Origin of the sequence: Ruegeria sp. HKCCE3926, assembly GCF_017872515.1 — a bacterium.
In the GTDB taxonomy this organism is placed as follows: domain Bacteria; phylum Pseudomonadota; class Alphaproteobacteria; order Rhodobacterales; family Rhodobacteraceae; genus Ruegeria.
The window spans coordinates 1145897-1165612 of the sequence record NZ_JAEDOU010000001.1; the positions used below are offsets into that span (position 1 = coordinate 1145897).

General features: G+C 57.0%; 18 protein-coding genes and 3 tRNA genes. 10 read left to right on the plus strand and 11 right to left on the minus strand.

The features are described from left to right. The first annotated feature begins 5 nt into the window (after positions 1-5). The 3 genes from I9184_RS05830 to I9184_RS05840 all read left to right on the plus strand — a co-directional run bounded on the left by I9184_RS05830 (position 6) and on the right by I9184_RS05840 (position 2354). Positions 6-1046, plus strand: a complete 1041-nt coding sequence (locus I9184_RS05830; RefSeq protein ID WP_209833244.1) for an enoyl-CoA hydratase/isomerase family protein — start codon at positions 6-8, stop codon at positions 1044-1046. Between the two features lie 3 nt (positions 1047-1049). Continuing rightward, complete coding sequence (mmsB, locus tag I9184_RS05835) at positions 1050-1922, plus strand: 3-hydroxyisobutyrate dehydrogenase (protein ID WP_171632751.1); 873 nt, start codon at positions 1050-1052, stop codon at positions 1920-1922. A 108-nt stretch (positions 1923-2030) separates the two neighbouring features. Further along, positions 2031-2354 (plus strand): hypothetical protein, encoded by a 324-nt coding sequence (locus tag I9184_RS05840; RefSeq protein ID WP_171632755.1) that lies wholly within the window; start codon positions 2031-2033, stop codon positions 2352-2354. A 16-nt stretch (positions 2355-2370) separates the two neighbouring features. Here the strand turns inward: I9184_RS05840 and uvrA are convergent, their stop codons facing one another. The 3 genes from uvrA to I9184_RS05855 form a co-directional block, all read right to left on the minus strand. Continuing rightward, positions 2371-5229 carry an excinuclease ABC subunit UvrA gene (gene uvrA, locus I9184_RS05845; RefSeq protein ID WP_171632757.1) on the minus strand — a complete coding sequence of 953 codons (2859 nt, stop codon included), beginning with the start codon at positions 5227-5229 and terminating at the stop codon, positions 2371-2373. 177 nt (positions 5230-5406) lie between these two features. Further along, a tRNA-Asp gene (locus I9184_RS05850) sits at positions 5407-5483 on the minus strand. Between the two features lie 44 nt (positions 5484-5527). Then, positions 5528-5604 (minus strand) — tRNA-Asp (locus I9184_RS05855). A 180-nt stretch (positions 5605-5784) separates the two neighbouring features. Here I9184_RS05855 and I9184_RS05860 point away from each other — a divergent pair. Both I9184_RS05860 and I9184_RS05865 read left to right on the plus strand, forming a co-directional pair. Beyond that, a tRNA-Val gene (locus tag I9184_RS05860) sits at positions 5785-5859 on the plus strand. Between the two features lie 112 nt (positions 5860-5971). Then, the gene (locus I9184_RS05865) at positions 5972-7558 is read left to right on the plus strand and encodes an APC family permease (protein WP_209833245.1); all 1587 of its coding nucleotides are present in this window, start codon (positions 5972-5974) and stop codon (positions 7556-7558) included. Between the two features lie 45 nt (positions 7559-7603). On the opposite strand, the gene lon is transcribed toward I9184_RS05865, so the two are convergent. The 4 genes from lon to I9184_RS05885 form a co-directional block, all read right to left on the minus strand. Continuing rightward, on the minus strand, positions 7604-10012 hold the full coding sequence (gene lon / locus I9184_RS05870) for an endopeptidase La (protein ID WP_209833247.1): 2409 nt from the start codon (positions 10010-10012) through the stop codon (positions 7604-7606). Positions 10013-10235: 223 nt separating this feature from the next. Then, entirely contained in the window at positions 10236-10430 is a 195-nt protein-coding gene (locus tag I9184_RS20865) for a hypothetical protein (RefSeq protein WP_245217978.1), read from the minus strand. Positions 10431-10737: 307 nt separating this feature from the next. Next, a complete protein-coding gene (tgt, locus tag I9184_RS05880; protein WP_171632764.1) occupies positions 10738-11868 on the minus strand; it encodes a tRNA guanosine(34) transglycosylase Tgt in 1131 nt (376 codons plus the stop codon). Positions 11869-11931: 63 nt separating this feature from the next. Next, positions 11932-12843: a nucleoside hydrolase gene (locus tag I9184_RS05885; RefSeq protein ID WP_171632767.1), complete on the minus strand. Its 912-nt coding sequence runs from the start codon at positions 12841-12843 to the stop codon at positions 11932-11934. Between the two features lie 174 nt (positions 12844-13017). On the opposite strand from I9184_RS05885, the gene I9184_RS05890 reads away from it, so the two are divergent. The 3 genes from I9184_RS05890 to I9184_RS05900 all read left to right on the plus strand — a co-directional run bounded on the left by I9184_RS05890 (position 13018) and on the right by I9184_RS05900 (position 14643). Next, complete coding sequence (locus tag I9184_RS05890; protein WP_171723352.1) at positions 13018-13908, plus strand: SPFH domain-containing protein; 891 nt, start codon at positions 13018-13020, stop codon at positions 13906-13908. After that, on the plus strand, positions 13908-14186 hold the full coding sequence (locus I9184_RS05895; RefSeq protein ID WP_209833249.1) for a hypothetical protein: 279 nt from the start codon (positions 13908-13910) through the stop codon (positions 14184-14186). Before I9184_RS05890 ends, I9184_RS05895 begins: the two co-directional genes overlap by 1 nt. Before the next feature lie 94 nt (positions 14187-14280). Beyond that, entirely contained in the window at positions 14281-14643 is a 363-nt protein-coding gene (locus tag I9184_RS05900; protein ID WP_152457849.1) for an SUF system Fe-S cluster assembly protein, read from the plus strand. A gap of 218 nt (positions 14644-14861) precedes the next feature. Here I9184_RS05900 and I9184_RS05905 read toward each other — a convergent pair whose 3' ends face one another. Beyond that, the gene (locus I9184_RS05905; protein ID WP_245217979.1) at positions 14862-15131 is read right to left on the minus strand and encodes a hypothetical protein; all 270 of its coding nucleotides are present in this window, start codon (positions 15129-15131) and stop codon (positions 14862-14864) included. Between the two features lie 289 nt (positions 15132-15420). Between I9184_RS05905 and I9184_RS05910 the strand changes: the two genes are divergently transcribed. Both I9184_RS05910 and tpiA read left to right on the plus strand, forming a co-directional pair. Beyond that, on the plus strand, positions 15421-15786 hold the full coding sequence (locus I9184_RS05910; RefSeq protein ID WP_171632773.1) for an iron-sulfur cluster assembly accessory protein: 366 nt from the start codon (positions 15421-15423) through the stop codon (positions 15784-15786). A gap of 148 nt (positions 15787-15934) precedes the next feature. Further along, positions 15935-16684 carry a triose-phosphate isomerase gene (gene tpiA / locus I9184_RS05915; RefSeq protein ID WP_209833253.1) on the plus strand — a complete coding sequence of 250 codons (750 nt, stop codon included), beginning with the start codon at positions 15935-15937 and terminating at the stop codon, positions 16682-16684. Between the two features lie 503 nt (positions 16685-17187). On the opposite strand, the gene I9184_RS05920 is transcribed toward tpiA, so the two are convergent. From I9184_RS05920 to I9184_RS05930, 3 genes are all read right to left on the minus strand, one after another. Next, on the minus strand, positions 17188-17499 hold the full coding sequence (locus I9184_RS05920; protein ID WP_171116148.1) for a multidrug efflux SMR transporter: 312 nt from the start codon (positions 17497-17499) through the stop codon (positions 17188-17190). Positions 17500-17653: 154 nt separating this feature from the next. Beyond that, positions 17654-19030 (minus strand): TRAP transporter large permease, encoded by a 1377-nt coding sequence (locus tag I9184_RS05925; protein ID WP_171632781.1) that lies wholly within the window; start codon positions 19028-19030, stop codon positions 17654-17656. Continuing rightward, positions 19030-19707 carry a TRAP transporter small permease gene (locus tag I9184_RS05930; RefSeq protein WP_209833255.1) on the minus strand — a complete coding sequence of 226 codons (678 nt, stop codon included), beginning with the start codon at positions 19705-19707 and terminating at the stop codon, positions 19030-19032. Before I9184_RS05930 ends, I9184_RS05925 begins: the two co-directional genes overlap by 1 nt. Positions 19708-19716: the final 9 nt, after the last annotated feature.

Consider the following 19716-nt stretch of genomic DNA (forward strand, 5'->3'; position numbering starts at 1 on the left):
CCCCGATGTCAGACATTGAAATCCGCACCACAGGCCGTGCCGGTCGCATCACCCTCACCCGTCCCCAAGCGCTGAACGCGTTGAGCTATGACATGTGCATGGCCATCGACACGGCGATGCGCAACTGGCGGGAAGACGATGCCGTTGACCTGATCGTTCTGGACGCCGAGGGGGAAAAAGCCTTTTGTGCAGGGGGCGACATCGCCGAACTTTATGAAACGGGCACCAAAGAAGATTATGCGTATGGTCAGAAGTTCTGGCGGGACGAATATCGTCTGAATGCCCTGATCTTCGAATATCCCAAACCAGTCATCAGTTTTCTTCAGGGGTTTACCATGGGCGGGGGTGTCGGCATCGGCTGCCATGGCAGCCACCGTGTCGTCGGAGAAAGCTCCAGGATTGCCATGCCCGAATGCTCGATTGGCTTGATTCCGGATGTCGGCGGGTCACTGATGCTGGCCCTCGCACCGGGGCGACTGGGTGAATTCCTTGGGACTACGGGCTTCAGGATGGGGCCTGCGGACGCGATCTTTGCGGGGTTTGCCGACCATTTCATCCCGCAATCGCAATGGTCTGATCTGATTGAAATTCTGGAAGCGTCTGGAAATGCGAAACTGGTGGCCGAACATGCCGAAACACCACCCAATGGTGAATTGGCAGGGGTGCTGACGGAAATCGACAAACATTTTTCCGGTGAAACTCTGGGCGACATCCTGATCAGCCTGCGCAATGACGATCAGGAATTTGCAGACAAAACTCTGGAAAAAATAATGAAAAACGCGCCGCTTTCCGTGGCCTGCACGATCGAGATGCTGCACCGTCTGCGTGGCCCCTCTCTGACCATGCGGCGCGCGTTGGAGATGGAATACCGCTTTACCCACCGGGCGATGGAGCATGGTGATTTTCTGGAAGGTATCCGCGCGCAGATCATAGACAAAGACCGCAACCCGAACTGGCAGTTTTCCGATACGGACGTCCCCCTGGTGGCCGTCTCGAAAATGTTGCAGCCATTGGGTGCGGACACCCTGACATTCGAGGAGGACTGAGAGATGCAGATCGGGTTCATAGGGCTGGGAAACATGGGGGCGCCCATGGCGGCCAACCTGGCAAAGGCTGGCCATCAGGTTCTCGGATTCGACACGGCCGGTGTTGTCGTTGACGGGGTGACTCTAGCCGATACCGCGACAGAAGCCGTCGCCTCTGCCGATGCAGTCATAACCATGCTGCCGAATGGCGCCATCCTGCGGGCCGTTGCAGATCAGATCATTCCCGCCATGGCGAAGGGTGCCGTGCTGATCGATTGCTCGACAGTTGACGTGGACAGTGCACGCGCAGTCGCGGAACAGGCCAGCGGCGCCGGTCTGCTGTTCGTGGACGCTCCGGTTTCGGGGGGTGTCGGCGGCGCGGCAGGTGGCACCCTGACATTCATGGCCGGCGGGTCAGACGACGCATTTGCAAAGGCGGCTCCTCTGTTCGACATCATGGGGCAGAAAGCGGTTCACTGCGGCGAAGCCGGAGCCGGCCAAGCCGCCAAGATCTGCAACAACATGATCCTCGGAGTGACCATGATCGCCACGTGCGAGGCCTTTGCCCTGGCCGACAAACTGGGTCTGGACCGCCAAAAGATGTTCGATGTGGTAAGCACCTCATCCGGATACAGCTGGACAATGAACGCCTATTGCCCTGCCCCGGGCGTTGGCCCGCAAAGCCCAGCCGACAATGACTATACTCCTGGATTTGCAGCCGAGTTGATGCTGAAGGACCTGCGCCTCAGCCAACAGGCCGCAACCAGTGCGGATGCGGATACACCGATGGGACAGGCCGCGACTGCTCTTTACGAGCAATTCGTCGAGACCGAAGACGGCAAGGGACGCGATTTCAGTGCCATGTTGCCACGGTTCGAAAAACGCGGACGTGAATAAGACAACTGGCGGCATCTTGCCCAACGATTTGACAGATATTGGGCAAGTGACCATCTAGGCAGTCATGAACAAATGGCCCCGGCTGGCCAAATCGCAAAGGAAGGCGACATGACGAGATTCTTGGTGACGACGGCAACTCTGGCGGCTTTGGCCCTTTCCCCAGTTGCCGCGGCGGCAAAGAACAAGGCCGGGCATTGCCCTCCGGGTCTGGCCAAGAAATCCGTTCCCTGTGTGCCGCCTGGTCAGGCTAAGAAAATCTACCGAGATGGAGACTTCATTACCAACGACTACCGTTGGATCAATGACCCCTATCGCTATGGGTTGAACCGAAACTATTCATATGTCCGTGCAGGTGATTACGTGTACCGGGTCGACCCCGAGACACGCAAAGTCCTGAACCTGATCGGCGCGATCGCAGATATTCTGAACTGAGGCCGCGTCTGGGCAGTTATTCTGCCGCGACGCGCGCGCCTTTCAGCATCGGCTTCAGGTATCGCCCGGTGTGGCTGCGTTCAACATCGACTATGTCTTCCGGTGTTCCGGTGGCGACGATTTCGCCACCGCCATCACCACCTTCAGGTCCAATGTCGATGATATGATCCGCGGTTTTGACCACATCCAGATTATGTTCGATCACCACGACGGTATTGCCCTGGTCGACCAATTCATGCAGCACTTCCAACAGCTTGCGTACATCTTCGAAATGCAGGCCTGTTGTCGGTTCGTCCAGAATATAGAGCGTCCGCCCGGTTGATCGTTTCGACAGTTCCTTGGACAGTTTAACGCGCTGCGCCTCACCACCCGACAGCGTGGTCGCCTGTTGACCCACCTTGATATAGCCAAGACCAACGCGGGCCAGCGCATCCATCTTGTCTCGGATCGAGGGCACGGCCTTGAAGAACTCCTGCGCATCTTCCACCGTCATATCAAGCACATCCGCAATGGACTTGCCCTTGAACTTGATCTCGAGCGTCTCGCGATTGTACCGCGCGCCCTTGCAGGTTTCGCAGGTGACATAGACGTCGGGAAGGAAGTGCATCTCGATCTTGATGACGCCGTCCCCCTGACAGGCCTCACAGCGGCCGCCTTTCACGTTGAAGCTGAAACGGCCCGGCTTGTATCCCCGCGCTTTCGCCTCGGGCAGCCCGGCGAACCAGTCGCGGATCGGGGTGAAGGCCCCGGTATAGGTTGCCGGATTCGATCGCGGAGTCCGCCCGATCGGGCGCTGGTCGATATCAATGACCTTGTCCAGATGCTCCAAACCCTTGATGGTCTCACACGGCGCAGGCGTTTGACGCGCGCCATTCAGGCGCATCGAGGCGGTCTTGAACAACGTCTCAATCGTCAGGGTCGACTTACCGCCACCAGATACCCCCGTGACACAAACGAACTTGCCCAAGGGAAACTCGGCCGTCACGTCTTTGAGATTGTTACCCGAAGCCTTTACGACCGTTACCTTTTTCTTGTTCCCCTTGCGCCGCTCGGCGGGCACTGGAATCTCGCGTACGCCCGACAGATACTGCCCCGTGATCGAGGCCGCGTCCGCAGCGATCTGCTCGGGCGTGCCGTGGCTGACCACCTGCCCGCCATGCACACCCGCACCGGGGCCAATGTCGAACACATAATCGGCTTCGCGGATGGCTTCCTCGTCATGTTCGACAACAATCACGGTGTTGCCCTGATCCCGCAGATTCTTGAGCGTACCAAGCAACCGGTCATTGTCACGCTGGTGCAAGCCGATCGAGGGCTCGTCCAATACGTAAAGCACCCCGGTCAGGCCCGATCCGATCTGGCTTGCCAGACGAATGCGCTGACTTTCGCCGCCTGACAGGGTTCCACTTGAACGAGACAGCGTAAGGTATTCCAAACCAACATTATTCAGGAATCCCAGCCGCTCGCGGATTTCCTTCAGAATGGCCCGGGCGATCTCATTCTTCTGAGCGCTCAGATGGTTCGGAGCATCCTCGATCCAGGCAAGCGCTTCGCGGATGGACATTTGCACCACCTGACCGACATGCAGTCCCGCGATCTTCACGGCCAAGGCTTCGGCGCGCAGACGATACCCTTCGCAGGTGCCGCACGGGCGGTTGTTTTGGTACCGTTCGAATTCCTCGCGTATCCACGCGCTATCCGTTTCGCGATAACGCCGTTCCATATTCGGAATCACGCCTTCGAAGCTGCGTGTCACCTGGTACACGCGTCCGCCCTCGTCATAGCGGAACTGGATCTCCTCATCGCCCGAGCCCCGCAGGAACACCTGCTGCACTTTGCTGGGCAGGTCTTTCCAGGGCGTGTTCTTGTCAAACTCATAATGACGCGCGATGGCCTCGATGGTCTGAAGGAAATACGGCGACTTGCCTTTCCTCCACGGCGCCAGGGCCCCGTCATACAATTTCAGCGTCTGATCCGGCACCACGAGACGCTCGTCAAAGAACAGCTCGACCCCCAATCCGTCACAATCCGGGCAGGCTCCGAATGGCGCATTGAACGAAAACAGGCGCGGTTCAATCTCGGGGATAGTGAAACCACTGACCGGGCAGGCAAAATTCTCGCTGAAGGTAATTCGTTCCGGCTCTCCTTCTCGTGGGGCGGTTTCCAGAATCGCGATTCCGTCCGCCAGATCCAGAGCGGTGCGCAGGCTATCGGCCAAACGCGTTTCCATGCCTTCACGAACAACCAGGCGGTCAACCACAACGTCGATATCGTGACGGAACTTCTTGTCCAATGTCGGGGGCTGATCCAGCTCGTGGAACTCACCATCCACCTTCACGCGCTGGAACCCCTGCTTGCGCAGTTCCAGAAATTCCTTCCGGTACTCACCTTTGCGGTCGCGCACGATCGGAGCCAGCAGATACCCCCGCGTGCCCTCCTCCATCGCCATGATGCGGTCGACCATGTCCTGCACCTGTTGCGCCTCGATCGGCTGGCCGGTGGCCGGGCTGTACGGCGTGCCTGCGCGGGCAAAGAGCAGACGCAGATAGTCATAGATCTCGGTGACGGTCCCCACGGTCGAACGCGGATTCTTCGAGGTCGTTTTCTGTTCAATGGAGATCGCCGGAGACAGTCCACTGATATGGTCAACATCGGGCTTTTCCATCATGTCGAGAAACTGCCGCGCATAGGCGGACAGGCTTTCGACATAACGGCGCTGACCTTCGGCATAAATCGTGTCGAACGCCAGCGACGACTTCCCCGAACCGGACAGCCCGGTGATCACCACCAACTGATCCCGAGGGATATCGACATCAATGCCTTTGAGGTTATGCTCGCGCGCGCCGCGCACCTCTATATTCTTCAGCTCAGCCATTTCCGGCCCCCAACAAACAAGTGGTTTAGAGATAGGCGAGCTTGCCCGAGTCTCCAACAGAAAAGTTAGAACATTTAGTGAACGTACAGGTTTTCGCCGACCAAATCAAACGATGGGCATGGAATCGAACAGCTCAATGCCTGGCTATCTGGCGAACTTATGATTTTAAGGGGAAAATGGCGCGGTTGACGGGGCTCGAACCCGCGACCCCCGGCGTGACAGGCCGGTACTCTAACCAACTGAGCTACAACCGCGCATCTATTTCATGGCCTTTGTCCTGGACCAAGGTAGGCAGCGATGGCGCGGTTGACGGGGCTCGAACCCGCGACCCCCGGCGTGACAGGCCGGTACTCTAACCAACTGAGCTACAACCGCCCGCTGCATGTTCATTGCTGAACGTTTGGGTGTATTATGGCCACGGTCGGGCAGCGTCAAGCGGCGTTTTGCAGTTTTTTGTCAGAATCCAATTTTTTGTTTGCCCGCTGTTTTTTGCCCGCGCGAATTGTTCAATTTCCCTTGCAGTGCACCCCCGCGGAAGATATGACCGCATGTCATGGGTGATTAGCTCAGTGGTAGAGCGCTTCGTTCACATCGAAGATGTCAGGAGTTCAAATCTCTTATCACCCACCACTCCCTTTCCGGATTTTCGCTTGGAGCCAGCGGGCTTGCCACGTCGCGCGTTCCACGGCTATCGTGTCCTATTTGGCCTGACAACAGGCCACACGCAAACGCTGAGGTCACCATGACGGGGTTGAAGCGCGACATTGGCCTTCTGGGACTGACCTTCATTTCAGTCGGAGGAATCATCGGTTCGGGCTGGTTATTCGGCCCCCTTCTGGCCGTTCAGCATGCAGGGCCCGCGGCTACGATCTCGTGGATTATCGGCGCGGTTGCCATGTTCATTTTGGCCATCACCTTCGCAGAGATTTCCGCCATGCTGCCCATTCCCGGAGGGATCGCGCGCGTGCCTCAGTTTTCGCATGGCAACATCGTTTCGATGGCCATGGGATGGACTGCCTGGATCGGCTACAACACCACAGCGCCCATCGAAGTCGAGGCCATGTTGAAGTACCTGGCGCCGTATGCGCCTTGGCTGCATACGGCCGAGACAGGTGATTTAACCGGGGCGGGTATTTTCGTCGCGCTGGTTTTCATGCTGCTGTTCGTCGCGGTGAATGCGCTTGGGGTCAAGTTCTTCACGCGCGTCAATGCTGCGCTGACCTGGGCCAAGATCGCCATACCAGTTGTCCTGTCCGTTCTGCTTGTCGCAAGCCGGTTCAACACCGAGAACTTCACACAGCCCGATGGTTTTGCGCCCTACGGCGCGCAGGGTATCATGGCCGCCGTTTCCACCGGGGGCGTTATTTTTTCATTCATCGGCTTTCGCCATGTAGTTGATATGGCTGGCGAAGTTCGAAATCCAAAATTTGCAATTCCGGCCGCATTGGTGTTGTCGATAGTTCTGTGCGCCGTCATCTACCTTGGCTTGCAAGTGGCCTTCATCGGTGCGCTGGACCCATCCATGCTGTCCAAAGGATGGGCACAGTTGAGCTTTGGGGGTGAAGGACCACTGGACGCCATCATCATGTCCATTGGGCTGGTCTGGTTTCTGAGCCTGCTGAATGTCGGATCCGTGATAGGCCCTTTTGGAAACGGGCTGGTCGCAACCGGGTCGAACGCCCGTATCGCCCTCGCCCTTTCAAAAAACGGGTTCCTGCCCAGACGGTTGCAGGTTTTATCGTCTTTCGGGGTTCCACTGTGGGCGCTGGGGCTGAACTGTGTGATCGGAACGGTTTTCCTGCTGACAGTACCCTTTACCACCGTCATTGCCTTGAACGGTGCGGCCATCGTCTTGTCATTTGCCGTCGGGCCCATCGCCGTGGTTTGCCTGAGAAACCTTATGCCAGATCATCCCAGATCGATCCGAATACCGGCCGTGCGTCTTGTCGCGCTGTCCGCTTTCGCCATCGCCACGCTGATCGTCTATTGGAGCGGATGGGACACTGTCTGGCGGCTTGGCATTGCGCTGATTGTCGGGAAAATTCTGTTGCTGATCCGGTTCCGGGGACGTTTGGATGAAATGGACGTTACCGAGGCCCTGTGGCTTGTGCCTTATTTCTCAGGCCTTGGGCTGATCTCATTCCTTGGGCAATTCGGAGCCGGATCGTTGAAACAGATCCCGTTTGGGTGGGACCTTCTGCTTTGCATCCTGTTTTCGTCGATCATTTTTGTTCTTGCCGTCCGCTCGGCACTGCCATCGAAAAAATTCAATGAATACATAGCCGAAGAAGAAATACTTGATGCAAAGCAACCCGTCATTGGATTGTAAAAAAGGCAGGGCATTCGCCCCGCCTTTTTCATTCTCTCAATCTGCTTAGTGCGCAGTGGCCGATGGCCCGGTCGTTTCAGACGAGGCTGCGGCGGCCGCGGCGGCCTCCTCGGCGGCTTCGTCCCACTCAATCGGTTCCGGTGTACGAACCAGAGCGTGCTCAAGAACCTCCGAGACGTGCTTGACCGGGATGATTTCCAGCCCTTCCTTCACATTGTCCGGGATATCCGCCAGGTCCTTTTCGTTTTCCTCTGGGATCAGGACCGTCTTGATACCACCGCGCAACGCAGCCAGCAGTTTCTCTTTCAAGCCACCGATCGGCATTGCGTTCCCGCGCAACGAAACCTCGCCCGTCATGGCGATATCCTTGCGTACGGGAATGCCCGTCAGAACCGATACGATCGATGTCACCATCGCCAGACCCGCTGACGGGCCATCCTTGGGCGTTGCACCATCGGGCACGTGCACATGGATGTCGATCTTGTCGAACTGAGGCGGCTTCACTCCGATCTTGGGAGAAATCGACCGCACATATGACGATGCCGCATCGATGGATTCTTTCATCACATCGCCCAACTTGCCTGTCGTCTTCATCCGACCTTTGCCGGGCAGTTTCAACGCCTCGATATGCAACAGATCGCCCCCGACCGAGGTCCAGGCCAGACCGGTCACGACACCAATCTGGTCGTCCTGCTCGGCCAGACCATAGCGGAACTTGGGCACACCCAGGAACTCATCCAGATTATCCGGCGTCACCGTCACAGTGTCCGCCTCTTTCTTGATAATCTTGGTCAGCGACTTTCGCGCAACCTTGGCGATTTCACGTTCAAGGTTCCGCACACCGGCCTCGCGGGTATAGGTGCGGATTATCTTTTGCAGCGCCTCATCGGTCAGTTCGAATTCCTTGACTTTCAGGCCATGGTTTTTGACCTGCTTGGCGATCAGGTGCTGTTTGGCGATCTCGCGCTTTTCGTCCTCGGTATAGCCGGCCAGTGGGATGATCTCCATCCGGTCCAGCAAGGGCCCGGGCATGTTGTAGCTGTTGGACGTGGTCAGGAACATCACGTTCGACAGGTCATATTCCACCTCCAAGTAGTGGTCCATGAACGTGTTGTTCTGTTCCGGGTCCAACACTTCCAACATCGCCGAGGCCGGGTCACCACGGAAGTCCTGCCCCATCTTGTCAATTTCATCGAGCAGGATGAGCGGGTTGGTGGTTTTCGCCTTTTTCAGCGCCTGAATGATCTTGCCGGGCATCGAACCGATATAGGTCCGGCGGTGGCCGCGGATCTCGGATTCGTCGCGCACCCCACCCAAGCTAATGCGAATGAACTCGCGCCCCGTGGCTTTGGCGACCGATTTACCTAAACTGGTCTTGCCCACACCCGGAGGGCCGACAAGGCACAGGATCGGGCCTTTCAGCTTTTTCGAACGCTGCTGCACCGCCAGATATTCGACGATCCGCTCCTTGACCTTTTCAAGGCCATAGTGATCGGCGTCCAGAATATCCTGCGCACGACCCAGATCCTTTTTGACGCGGGATTTGGTACCCCACGGCAAAGACAGAATCCAGTCCAGATAATTGCGCACCACGGTTGCTTCGGCTGACATGGGCGACATGTTCTTGAGCTTCTTCAGCTCGCCTTCCGCCTTCTCGCGCGCTTCCTTCGACAGCTTGGTCTCGGCGATCTTGGCTTCCAGTTCGGCGATCTCGTTCGCGCCGTCCTCGCCATCGCCAAGCTCTTTCTGAATGGCCTTCATCTGCTCATTCAGATAATACTCGCGCTGGGTCTTCTCCATCTGGGATTTGACGCGGGTCTTGATCTTTTTCTCGACCTGCAGAACCGACATTTCGCCCTGCATCAGGCCATAAACTTTTTCAAGCCGCTCGCTGACGCTGAGTGTTTCCAGCAGGTCCTGCTTTTGTTCGACCTCGATGCCCAGATGGCCCGACACAAGGTCGGCCAGCTTTGCCGGCTCGGTGGTTTCACCCACGGCCGTCAGCGCTTCTTCGGGGATGTTCTTGCGCACCTTGGCATAGCGCTCGAACTCGTCCGCAACGGTGCGCAACAGGGCTTCGGTCGTGGTGACGTCACCCGGGATTTCGGTCAGATATTCCGCCCGTGCTTCGAAAAACAACTCGTTTTCAAGAAACTCGGTGATCTGCACGCGCGCCTGCCCTTCGACAAGCACTTTGACGGTGCCGTCGGGCAGTTTCAGCAGCTGCAACACATTGGCCAGAACACCGGATCGGTAGATACCGTCCTCATCCGGGTCGTCTACGCCGGGATCGATCTGGCTGGACAGCAGAATTTGTTTGTCATCCTGCATCACCTCTTCCAGCGCGCGTACCGATTTGTCTCGGCCCACGAAAAGCGGCACGATCATATGCGGGAACACCACGATATCGCGCAGCGGCAGGACGGGGTATGAGGAATTCAGAGGCTCTTGCATGCTCTATCCTTATCGTTGGCAAGACGGCGCTTGTCCCTCATCGAGGCAACATCCGGCCATCTCCTGTCTTGGACGATAAAGGTGGGGCCTCATCGCCCTTTTTCAACCTTACCGCCATGTATCGTGTCGCAGCATGAACCGAGGTTTTCGGGACTGCAAGATGTCCAGGGAACATATCCACCGAAATTAGTGCGACATGCATATGCAATGCGCATATTCACTATCAGAACACCTGCTGCACCGCCCGGGACAGAAAAAAAACGCGGCCATCGAGGTTGCGGCATTCCAGACCTTTCGTGGAAGAGGCGCAGGAAAATCCTCCGAACCGACCGGTGACACCGTATTCCGCACGGTCAAATCCGTCCCGGTTCCGATTCAGCGGCTGGCACAGCATTTCCACGGGACCGGTGTCGAACATCTGAAAATCATGCCCCCCAGTCAGATTGACAGTTCGCGGGGCGCGGCAACGCCGGAGGGCCGTATCTTTCTATGATCGTGCTCCGAATGTCCGAGGACTCGGCGCCTTCGCCCACCGAGCACTGAGTGTTTTCGGATGGGGTTTCAAAGGTCCAGACATCTGCAATTGCAGGGCTTGTACAAAAAAATGACTGCGCAGAGGAAAAGGCGGAACATCAACAGTTCTCCGGGTCACATACAAAAACAACTTTGAATAAAGTTGTTTCAGAATACCGGAAGACCCCGCAATTGTCACCTGAACGGACAGGTTACAGGGGCTCGATATCGCCCTGCGCGCGTTGCGCGTGGAACGCGGCCTGCCACGCCTCAAATGAGCCTTCAGCGATCGCGTCCCGCATGCCCTGCATGATTTCCTGAAAGTAATGAAGGTTGTGCCAGGTCAGCAACATGCCCGAGATCATCTCGTTGGCGCGGAACACATGGTGCAGGTAGGCACGTGAATAGTTCGAACAGGCCGGGCAAGAACAGTTTTCATCCAGCGGGCGTGGATCGTCCGCATGACGCGCGTTCTTGATGTTCACGACGCCATGGCGCGTGAACACCTGACCGGTACGGCCCGAACGCGAGGGCAGAACGCAATCCATCATGTCGATCCCACGCGCCACTGCTCCGACTATGTCATCCGGTTTGCCAACGCCCATCAGGTAACGTGGCTTGTCCTTGGGCAGGAAATCAGGCGCATAATCCAGACAGTCGAACATGGCCTCTTGCCCCTCGCCCACTGCCAGACCGCCAACGGCATAGCCTTCGAAACCAATCTTCTTCAACGCTTCGGCGCTTTCTTCCCGCAGGTCCCGCTCGAGACCACCCTGCATGATTCCGAACAGAGCATGCCCCGGACGATCCCCGAATGCGTCACGGGACCTGTCGGCCCAACGCATCGACAAACGCATGGACTCGGCGATCCGGTCGCGATTTGCAGGCAATGCAGGGCACTCGTCAAAGCACATCACGATGTCGGACCCCAGAAGGCGCTGAATTTCCATTGATCTTTCTGGCGTCAGCTCGTGCTTCGATCCATCAATATGGGATTTGAAGGTCACACCCTTTTCGGTCAGCTTGCGCAAGCCGGCCAGCGACATGACCTGAAACCCCCCCGAGTCCGTCAGGATCGGTCGGTCCCAGTTCATGAACCTGTGCAACCCGCCCAAACGGTCAATCCGTTCGGCGGTGGGGCGCAGCATCAGGTGATAGGTGTTGCCCAGCAGGATGTCGGCCCCGGTGGCCCGGACGCTTTCCGGCATCATCGCCTTGACCGTCGCGGCGGTACCAACTGGCATGAAGGCAGGTGTCCGCACCTCGCCACGCGGAGTGTTGATCACACCGGTGCGCGCCTTGCCGTCTGTGGCCTTGAGCTTGAAAGAGAATTGCTGGGTCATGTTATCGCCTCGGATCGCCGAACCGGGCAGGATTTGCCCGATCCGATCGGTCTTTGCAACCCGTCAGGGCAAGGATGCAACGCGGTCAGTAAACAGACGCACGACCCCCGCTCCATCCACATCACGACAAACACGAACTGCGGGACGATCCCGGTCAGGTTGCGTCGCACCTATCCGGTCGCCTTCCGTCACTACACGCAGCCCGGTTTCGACCACGTCGAACATGGCCCCGTGCGAACAGGCGATCACAGCGGTTGAATCATGCAGACCGCACCCTTCCAATCCTCCGATTTCTTTATAGAATTTCAGATAAAACCGAGAGATATCACGCAGAAAAGATCCCATGCCGGGCGATTTCCGAGCCAGCGCCTCGAAATCCGCGGTCTCGTAAAGTGTTTTCAGGGTAACGTCCAAACCAACCAGCACGGTCTCGGGCGGTGCGGAAAAGACCGCATCCGCGGCAACCGCATCGTGATAAATGTTGGCTTCTGCATGGTCGGTAACGTTGCCCTTGCAGTAGACGGCACCGCCCATGATCACCAACCGGCCGAGATTTCCGGCAAATTCCGGGTCCAATCGCATGGCGTTGGCAATGTTGGTCAGCGGTCCGACCGCACACACGACCAATTCGTTTTTGTGCTTCCGTGCCATTTCGGCCAGAAACTCTGCGGCAGGAAGATCATGATTCCGTCCGATCTCGGGTATCTCGGTCAGATCGCCAAACCCTTCGGGACCATGGACATGGTCCGATGGGACGTGCATGTCAGCCCCCAACGGGAAAGGCGCGCCTTCCGCCACTGGAAGGTCCAGGCCCAGCTTGTCCAGCAGGAAACGGGCATTTCGGCTGGACTGATGAACATGCGTATTGCCGAACACCGTGGTCAGGCCGATCAAGTCAAATTCAGGCGCAGCGGCGGCGTAGGCAATCGCCATGGCATCGTCGATGCCGGGGTCTGTATCGATTATCAGTTTCATTCCCGCCCGATACCGCAAACAAGCCGGGATGCAAAGCAGTCACAGCAGTTCGGTTCAATGCTGAATTCCCGTAGTGAGGCGTTTGCATCCGCCAGCTTTCCCTCCATACCAGAGTTGAAATCGAGCGACTCAACCATATATGTATACCATAGTACACAATAAAAAGAGGACAGAATGACCGAAGATCAGATCATCGGACTGCTTTCGTCAAACATCATTTACCTGCTGGCCGCCGTGCTGGTGGTCATCGTTATTTTCAAGGGCATCAAGATCGTTCCGCAATCCGAAAAATACGTGGTTGAACGGTTTGGACGCCTGCATTCGGTGCTTGGCCCCGGCATCAATTTCATTGTTCCGTTACTGGACGTTGCACGCCACAAGATCTCGATCCTTGAACGCCAGTTGCCGAACGCGACCCAAGACGCGATCACCAAGGACAACGTGCTGGTGCAAATCGACACCTCTGTCTTCTACCGAATTCTCGAACCGGAAAAGACGGTCTATCGTATCCGCGACGTTGATGGAGCGATTGCAACCACGGTTGCCGGTATCGTTCGCGCCGAGATCGGCAAGATGGACCTGGACGAAGTGCAGTCGAACCGTGCACAGTTGATCACACGCATTCAGGAAAGCGTCGAAACAGCAGTGGATGATTGGGGAATCGAAGTGACCCGGGCCGAGATTCTGGATGTGAATCTGGATCAGGCCACGCGCGATGCCATGCTGCAACAGCTAAACGCAGAACGCGCCCGCCGTGCGCAGGTGACCGAAGCCGAAGGCAAAAAACGCGCCGTCGAATTGCACGCCGATGCTGAGCTGTACGCAGCGGAACAAACCGCCAAAGCGCGGCGCATTCAGGCCGAGGCCGAGGCATACGCGACAGGCGTCGTCGCCAAGGCCATTCAGGACAATGGCATCGAGGCTGCGCAGTATCAGGTTGCGTTGAAACAGGTTGAAGCCCTTAATGCACTGGGCAACGGTTCCGGCAAGCAGACCATAGTTGTGCCCGCCAATGCTCTCGAAGCCTTTGGTGACGCGTTCAAAATGCTCAAAGGAGGTAGATGATGGCTGATCCCTTTTGGCTGACTTGGTGGATCTGGCTGGCCGCCGCGCTGGCTCTGGGGATCCTGGAAATCGTTCTGCCCGGATTCATCTTCTTGGGCTTTGCGATCGGTGCCGCGATCACCGGTCTCATCCTTGTTGTCCCCGGTCTGACACTGTCATTGCATGTGATCGCGCTGATCTTCGCAGTTCTTTCGTTGATCGCATGGCTAGTCCTGCGCCGGCTTTTTGCCTTGCCGCATGGTCAGGTCAAAACCTTCACGCATGACATCAATGACTAAGACACAGTGACGCTCACCCGAGCGTCACGCCCCTACTGGACGCTGTTGCAGGTATTCCCTATATAATCACTCAGGCAACTGACCCGAGGCAAAGATGACCCACCCGAGCGAACAGTTTGAAGGCACCCCGCTGATTGCGCCGTCAACGATTGAACACCCGCTGTACGAGGCAGTCGTCGAAGCGTGCCGCACGGTTTACGATCCGGAAATTCCGGTCAACATCTATGACCTGGGCCTGATCTATACGATCGACATTTCTCCGGACAACGCCGTGAAGGTCATCATGACCCTGACCGCACCCGGATGTCCGGTCGCGGGCGACATGCCTGGCTGGATTGTCGAGGCGATTGAACCTGTTGCGGGCGTCAAGGAAGTCGATGTCGAACTGACCTGGGAACCGCCCTGGGGCATGGAAATGATGTCAGATGAGGCGCGCCTGGAATTGGGCTTTATGTAGCCATCAGGCACTTGCCCTTCCAACTGTCACGAAAACTTGGCATTTTCGTCACCTTATCGTGCAGTCCCCGTCACCCTACAGACGGATATCATCTTAAGGTGGCCGTCGCGTATGCGGGACCATCGGCTGGGCACGCCATGACCGCCCCCCGCTTCCTAGCTCAAGAATATGGGCCGTTCTTGCCCGAGAACGGTCCTTTTTTGTTCCGACAACGACGATCAATTCAGATTGCAGGTTTCCTTGATCTCTGCCGTTCTGGCATCCAGTTGCTTGACGTAGTCACCTGACAGCATTTGCAGCCTTTTTTGCTCGGTTCCCGTGACCAGCCCCAACAGAGCCCCGGCAGGTGTTATGGCGGCAATGCTTTCCAGTTGTTTGTCTTCCGCATGTTTCTTTTCCGATGCAATCGCGCGCAGATCCCCTTCCGCCGTTGCACAATTCACCGGGTGCCGTTCGGATCCCGTGGCCGCCCAAGCTTCGTCGGACATCGCGCACACGCTTACGGAAAAAAGTGCGGCCGCAAGTAAAGCTACTTTAACTTTCGACCCTAAATAATTCATATTTCTACCACTTCATGTCATGCCATCTATTCGGACGGGGTTCCAAAACGTCATAAGACCGATGCTAACCCCGCCTCCCGTATCAAAGCAAGTTTGCAGAGCGGCGACGCAGAAACACTAAGCTTTCCAGCGAATTCAATTTCTTTACACGACATTGCCTTGAGCAAAAGAGCCTTGGCCCCTAAATTGGGTGTAACGCGCGACAACGGAGATTTACATGTTCGGCATCCCCGGCAAACAGGCTGTGACAATGACGCCCAAAGCCGCAGAACAGATTACCCGCCTGATGAAATCAGGCGGTCACGCTGGTTTGCGCATCGGCGTCAAAAAAGGCGGCTGTGCAGGCATGGAATATACCATGGAGTATGTTGATCACGCAGATCCTCATGACGAAGTGGTCGAACAGGATGGCGCGCGCATCATGATTGCGCCCATGGCCCAGATGTTCCTGTTCGGAACCGAAATCGATTACGAAGTGTCGTTGTTGGAATCCGGCTTTAAGTTCAAGAACCCGAACGTCGTCGACGCCTGCGGCTGTGGAGAATCGATCAAATTCGACGAAAGCATCGGCCAACAAGGCTAAGCCCGCCTCATCCCTTTTCATTTGAACGTCGCATGCGGGCCGATCTTCGATGTTTGCGCCCGGGATCAGCATGCGAGCAGAATTGTAAGATGGTCCTTACAATGCTATCCGCATGCTAAAATCATCGGATGATCAGGGAGATACCGAAATGCGGCAGAAGCTGGCGGCTGGAAACTGGAAAATGAATGGGACCGGCGCTGAGTTGACCGAGTTGAAGGCGCTGTCTCAGATCCACCCGGCAGCCTCGGTGGATATCCTGATTTGCCCGCCGGCAACATTGCTCAGCCGCGCATCAATTGCCGTTCAAGGCACCGCCATCTCTGTCGGTGGTCAGGACTGTCATGCCGCAAAATCAGGCGCGCATACCGGAGATATCAGTGCGGATATGCTGGTGGATGCCGGTGCAACATCGGTCATCCTGGGCCATTCCGAGCGCCGCGTGGACCACGGTGAACATGACGAAGATGTGCGGGCCAAGGCGCGCGCAGCGATGGATGCAGGTTTGAAGGCGATCATTTGCGTCGGTGAAAGCCTTGAGCAGCGCGAAGCGGCCAATACGCTCGACATCATCGGCGGCCAGATGTCCGGGTCGATCCCGGATCAGTCGACCGGCGAGAACCTGATCGTCGCATATGAACCGATCTGGGCAATTGGCACCGGCAAAGTTCCCACCCTGGAAGAAATCGGGGAAGTTCACGACTTCATGCGCGCCCGGCTGGAGCGCCGCTTTGGCGAAGGCGTGGGCCGTTCCGTCCGCCTGCTTTATGGCGGCTCGGTGAAACCCGGCAACGCGACGGATATATTTTCAGTTTCCAACGTCGATGGCGCACTTGTGGGCGGGGCCAGCCTGAAAGCGTCTGAATTCTCGGGAATCATTCAAGCGCTGGAAGGCGCCTAATTCCAGACTTCGTCCCGCAGTTTCTTCGGCTCAAGGATCGGTTTTTTCAATAGATCGTCGCTTCAACGCGATGCGGTCGGGGTTGTTCACTGCAACAGGCCACTCCCCTTTGATCGCAAAAATCCTGCCTTGCGCGCGAAATTCCGTGAGTTGACGAAGAGACGCGGGGTTCCGAACTGAGCGATGGGAAGCGAACAAATTGCACTGGGCAATGGCGAGGTATGCGGGAACAGGTTTTCTGACGCCCCGCCTTGCGCAGGGCTTCCATCTGTTCCAGCACGGTCGGGTTGCCGCCCTGTACAGGCTGATTGCGACCTTGTGAGACAACTCCGCCATCCCGCGCCAGAACCGATCCGATGCGACATCCGCCGTCGTCAAATCCGGCCTTCGCCTTTTCAGGAGCCACGCAAAATGCGTCTGTCAGAGCCGGTCAAAATTCCGAGCTCCGCTTCGAGTGTGTGCTGTAAACTGCCGAAGTACTTTGGCTTGGCAAGTCAAGCACATCAGGCCAGCTTCATCACTACAAGGCCTGTCACGATCAGAACCGCAGCTGCGATCCGCGCAGGTGTCAGGGCTTCGCCAAGAAACAGAATACCGACACTGAACGCCCCCACCGCACCGATCCCAGTCCAGATGGTGTATGCGGTGCCCAACGGTAAGTCGCGCATTGCAAGCGCCAGCAGACCAAATGAGCCCAACATCGAAACGCCCATCACGGCCGTCGGCCACAATCGGGTAAAACCGGCCGACTGCTTCATGGCAACCGCCCAGACAATTTCCAAAAGGCCAGCAAACAGAAGAAAGATCCAGGGCATAAGACAACCTCATATCCGTACGGGTCGTCCCGAATGATGTCCCAGAAAGCAGAGGTCGTCCTCTGTGCCTCAGATAAGAACCCATCGCGTGGTTTCAAGACACGAAAAAGCCGGGCAGTTGACACCACCCGGCTTTGTTCAGTTTTCAGACAGTCTAGTTGGTTATTATTTCCGGCCCCATGAACGTGTTGGGCAGGAAGGTCGATATCCACGGAATATACGTCACCATGATCAGGAAGACGAACAGCACCGCAAGGAAGGGCAGCGCCGCCTTCACAACGCTCATCATCGGCATACCCGCAACACCCGAAGTCACGAACAGGTTCAGACCGACCGGAGGCGTGATCATCCCGATCTCCATGTTGACCACCATGATGATACCCAGATGGATCGGGTCAATGCCCAGCTCGATAGCGATCGGGAACACAAGGGGCGCCACGATAACCAACAGGCCTGACGGTTCCATGAACTGACCGCCGATCAACAGGATCACGTTCACCACGATCAGGAAAGCGACAGGGCCAAGGCCGGCCGACAACATCGCTTCGGCGATATGCTGCGGCACCTGCTCGTCGGTCAGAACATGCTTGAGTATCAGCGCGTTGGCGATCACGAACAGCAGCGTGACCGTCAGCTTGCCTGCCTCGAACAGCGTATGCTTGGTGTCCGGGTGAAAGAACGCCGTGATCAGCGCATAGGGTTTTTTCAGCAGCGGCAGGTTCTGTGTGCCTTCTTCCGTGCTCAGCGGGCCCATGTCCTTGTACACAAAGCTGGCAATGAAGAACGCGTAGACTGCGGCAACTGCGGCGGCTTCGGTCGGGGTGAAGATGCCACCATAGATACCACCCAGAATGATGACGATCAGGAAAAGACCCCAACCGGCCTCGCGGGCCGAGGTAAAGACCTCTCCCCAGCCTTTCCATTCCCCCTTGGGCAGGTTCTTGACCTTGGCCATGACATAGATGGTGATCATCAGCATCAAACCGGCCATCAGACCGGGAATAACCCCCGCAAGGAACATGCGCCCAACCGAGACTTCAACAGCGGCGGCATATACGACCATGACGATGGATGGAGGGATCAGAATACCCAGTGTCCCCGCGTTGCAGATCACACCGGCGGCAAATTCCTTGGAATAACCCACCTGACGCATCCCCGCGATGACGATCGAGCCGATGGCGACCACGGTCGCAGGGGACGACCCGGACAGGGCTGCGAACAGCATACAGGCAAAGACGCCCGCAATCGCCAGACCGCCGGGCAAATGCCCGACACAGGCGATCGAGAACCGGATGATCCGTCGTGCGACACCACCTGTAGTCATGAAGGACGACGCCAGGATGAAGAACGGGATCGCCAGCAGGGTAAAATGCCCTTCAAAAGCCTCGAACAGCGTACCCGCGACAGACGCGAGTGAACTGTCTGAGTAGATCAGCAGAAACAGGGTCGAGCTGAGGCCAAGCGCAACTGCAATCGGCACACCGATCAGCAGCAGGCCGACGACCATCGAGAAAAGAAGTACGACGTCCATCAGTTATGCTCTCCTTGCTGAGCGCGGACTTCTTCGATCTCGTCCTCGACTTCGTGGCTGGCGACAAGGCGATCCGTTTCGCCACGCCATATCTGAACGGCAACCTGGGCGAACCGGATCACCAGCAGCAGCATCGATACCGGCAGCACCAGATAAGGCACCACTTTGGGAAGCTTCTCGTACCCTTCGCCATAGTTGATCAGGTCTTCCAGAAACCGCAGCGGAGCGACCATCGGGATATCGTCCACCTCATAGAAACTCTGGCTGCGGGCGTCGAAGTTGAACCCGGTCGGGAACCAGCGTCCGGATGTCGGCGGCAGATCCGCGAAAACCGCCCAATAGTCATAGGCGCCCTTCAGCAACAGCAGTGAAAACACCAGACAGCACCCCACGGCGATGATCGCCAGAATGCGACGCGGCGCCGGGGCCAGCATGTTCAGGATCGCATCAACACCCAGATGAGAGTGTTTCTTGACCGCATAAGAGGCGCCAAGCAGCACCAGCCAGCCAAAAGTGAACACCGTCAGTTCAAGCGCCCACAGGATATTGGAATTGAAAACAAACCGCGCGATCACGTTGGCAAATGTCACGACCGTCATCAGGCCCAACAGACACGCGATCAGGGTTTCTTCGATATGGTCGACCAGCCCGCCTTGGCCGGAATTCGCACCAGACATCTTTCTGTC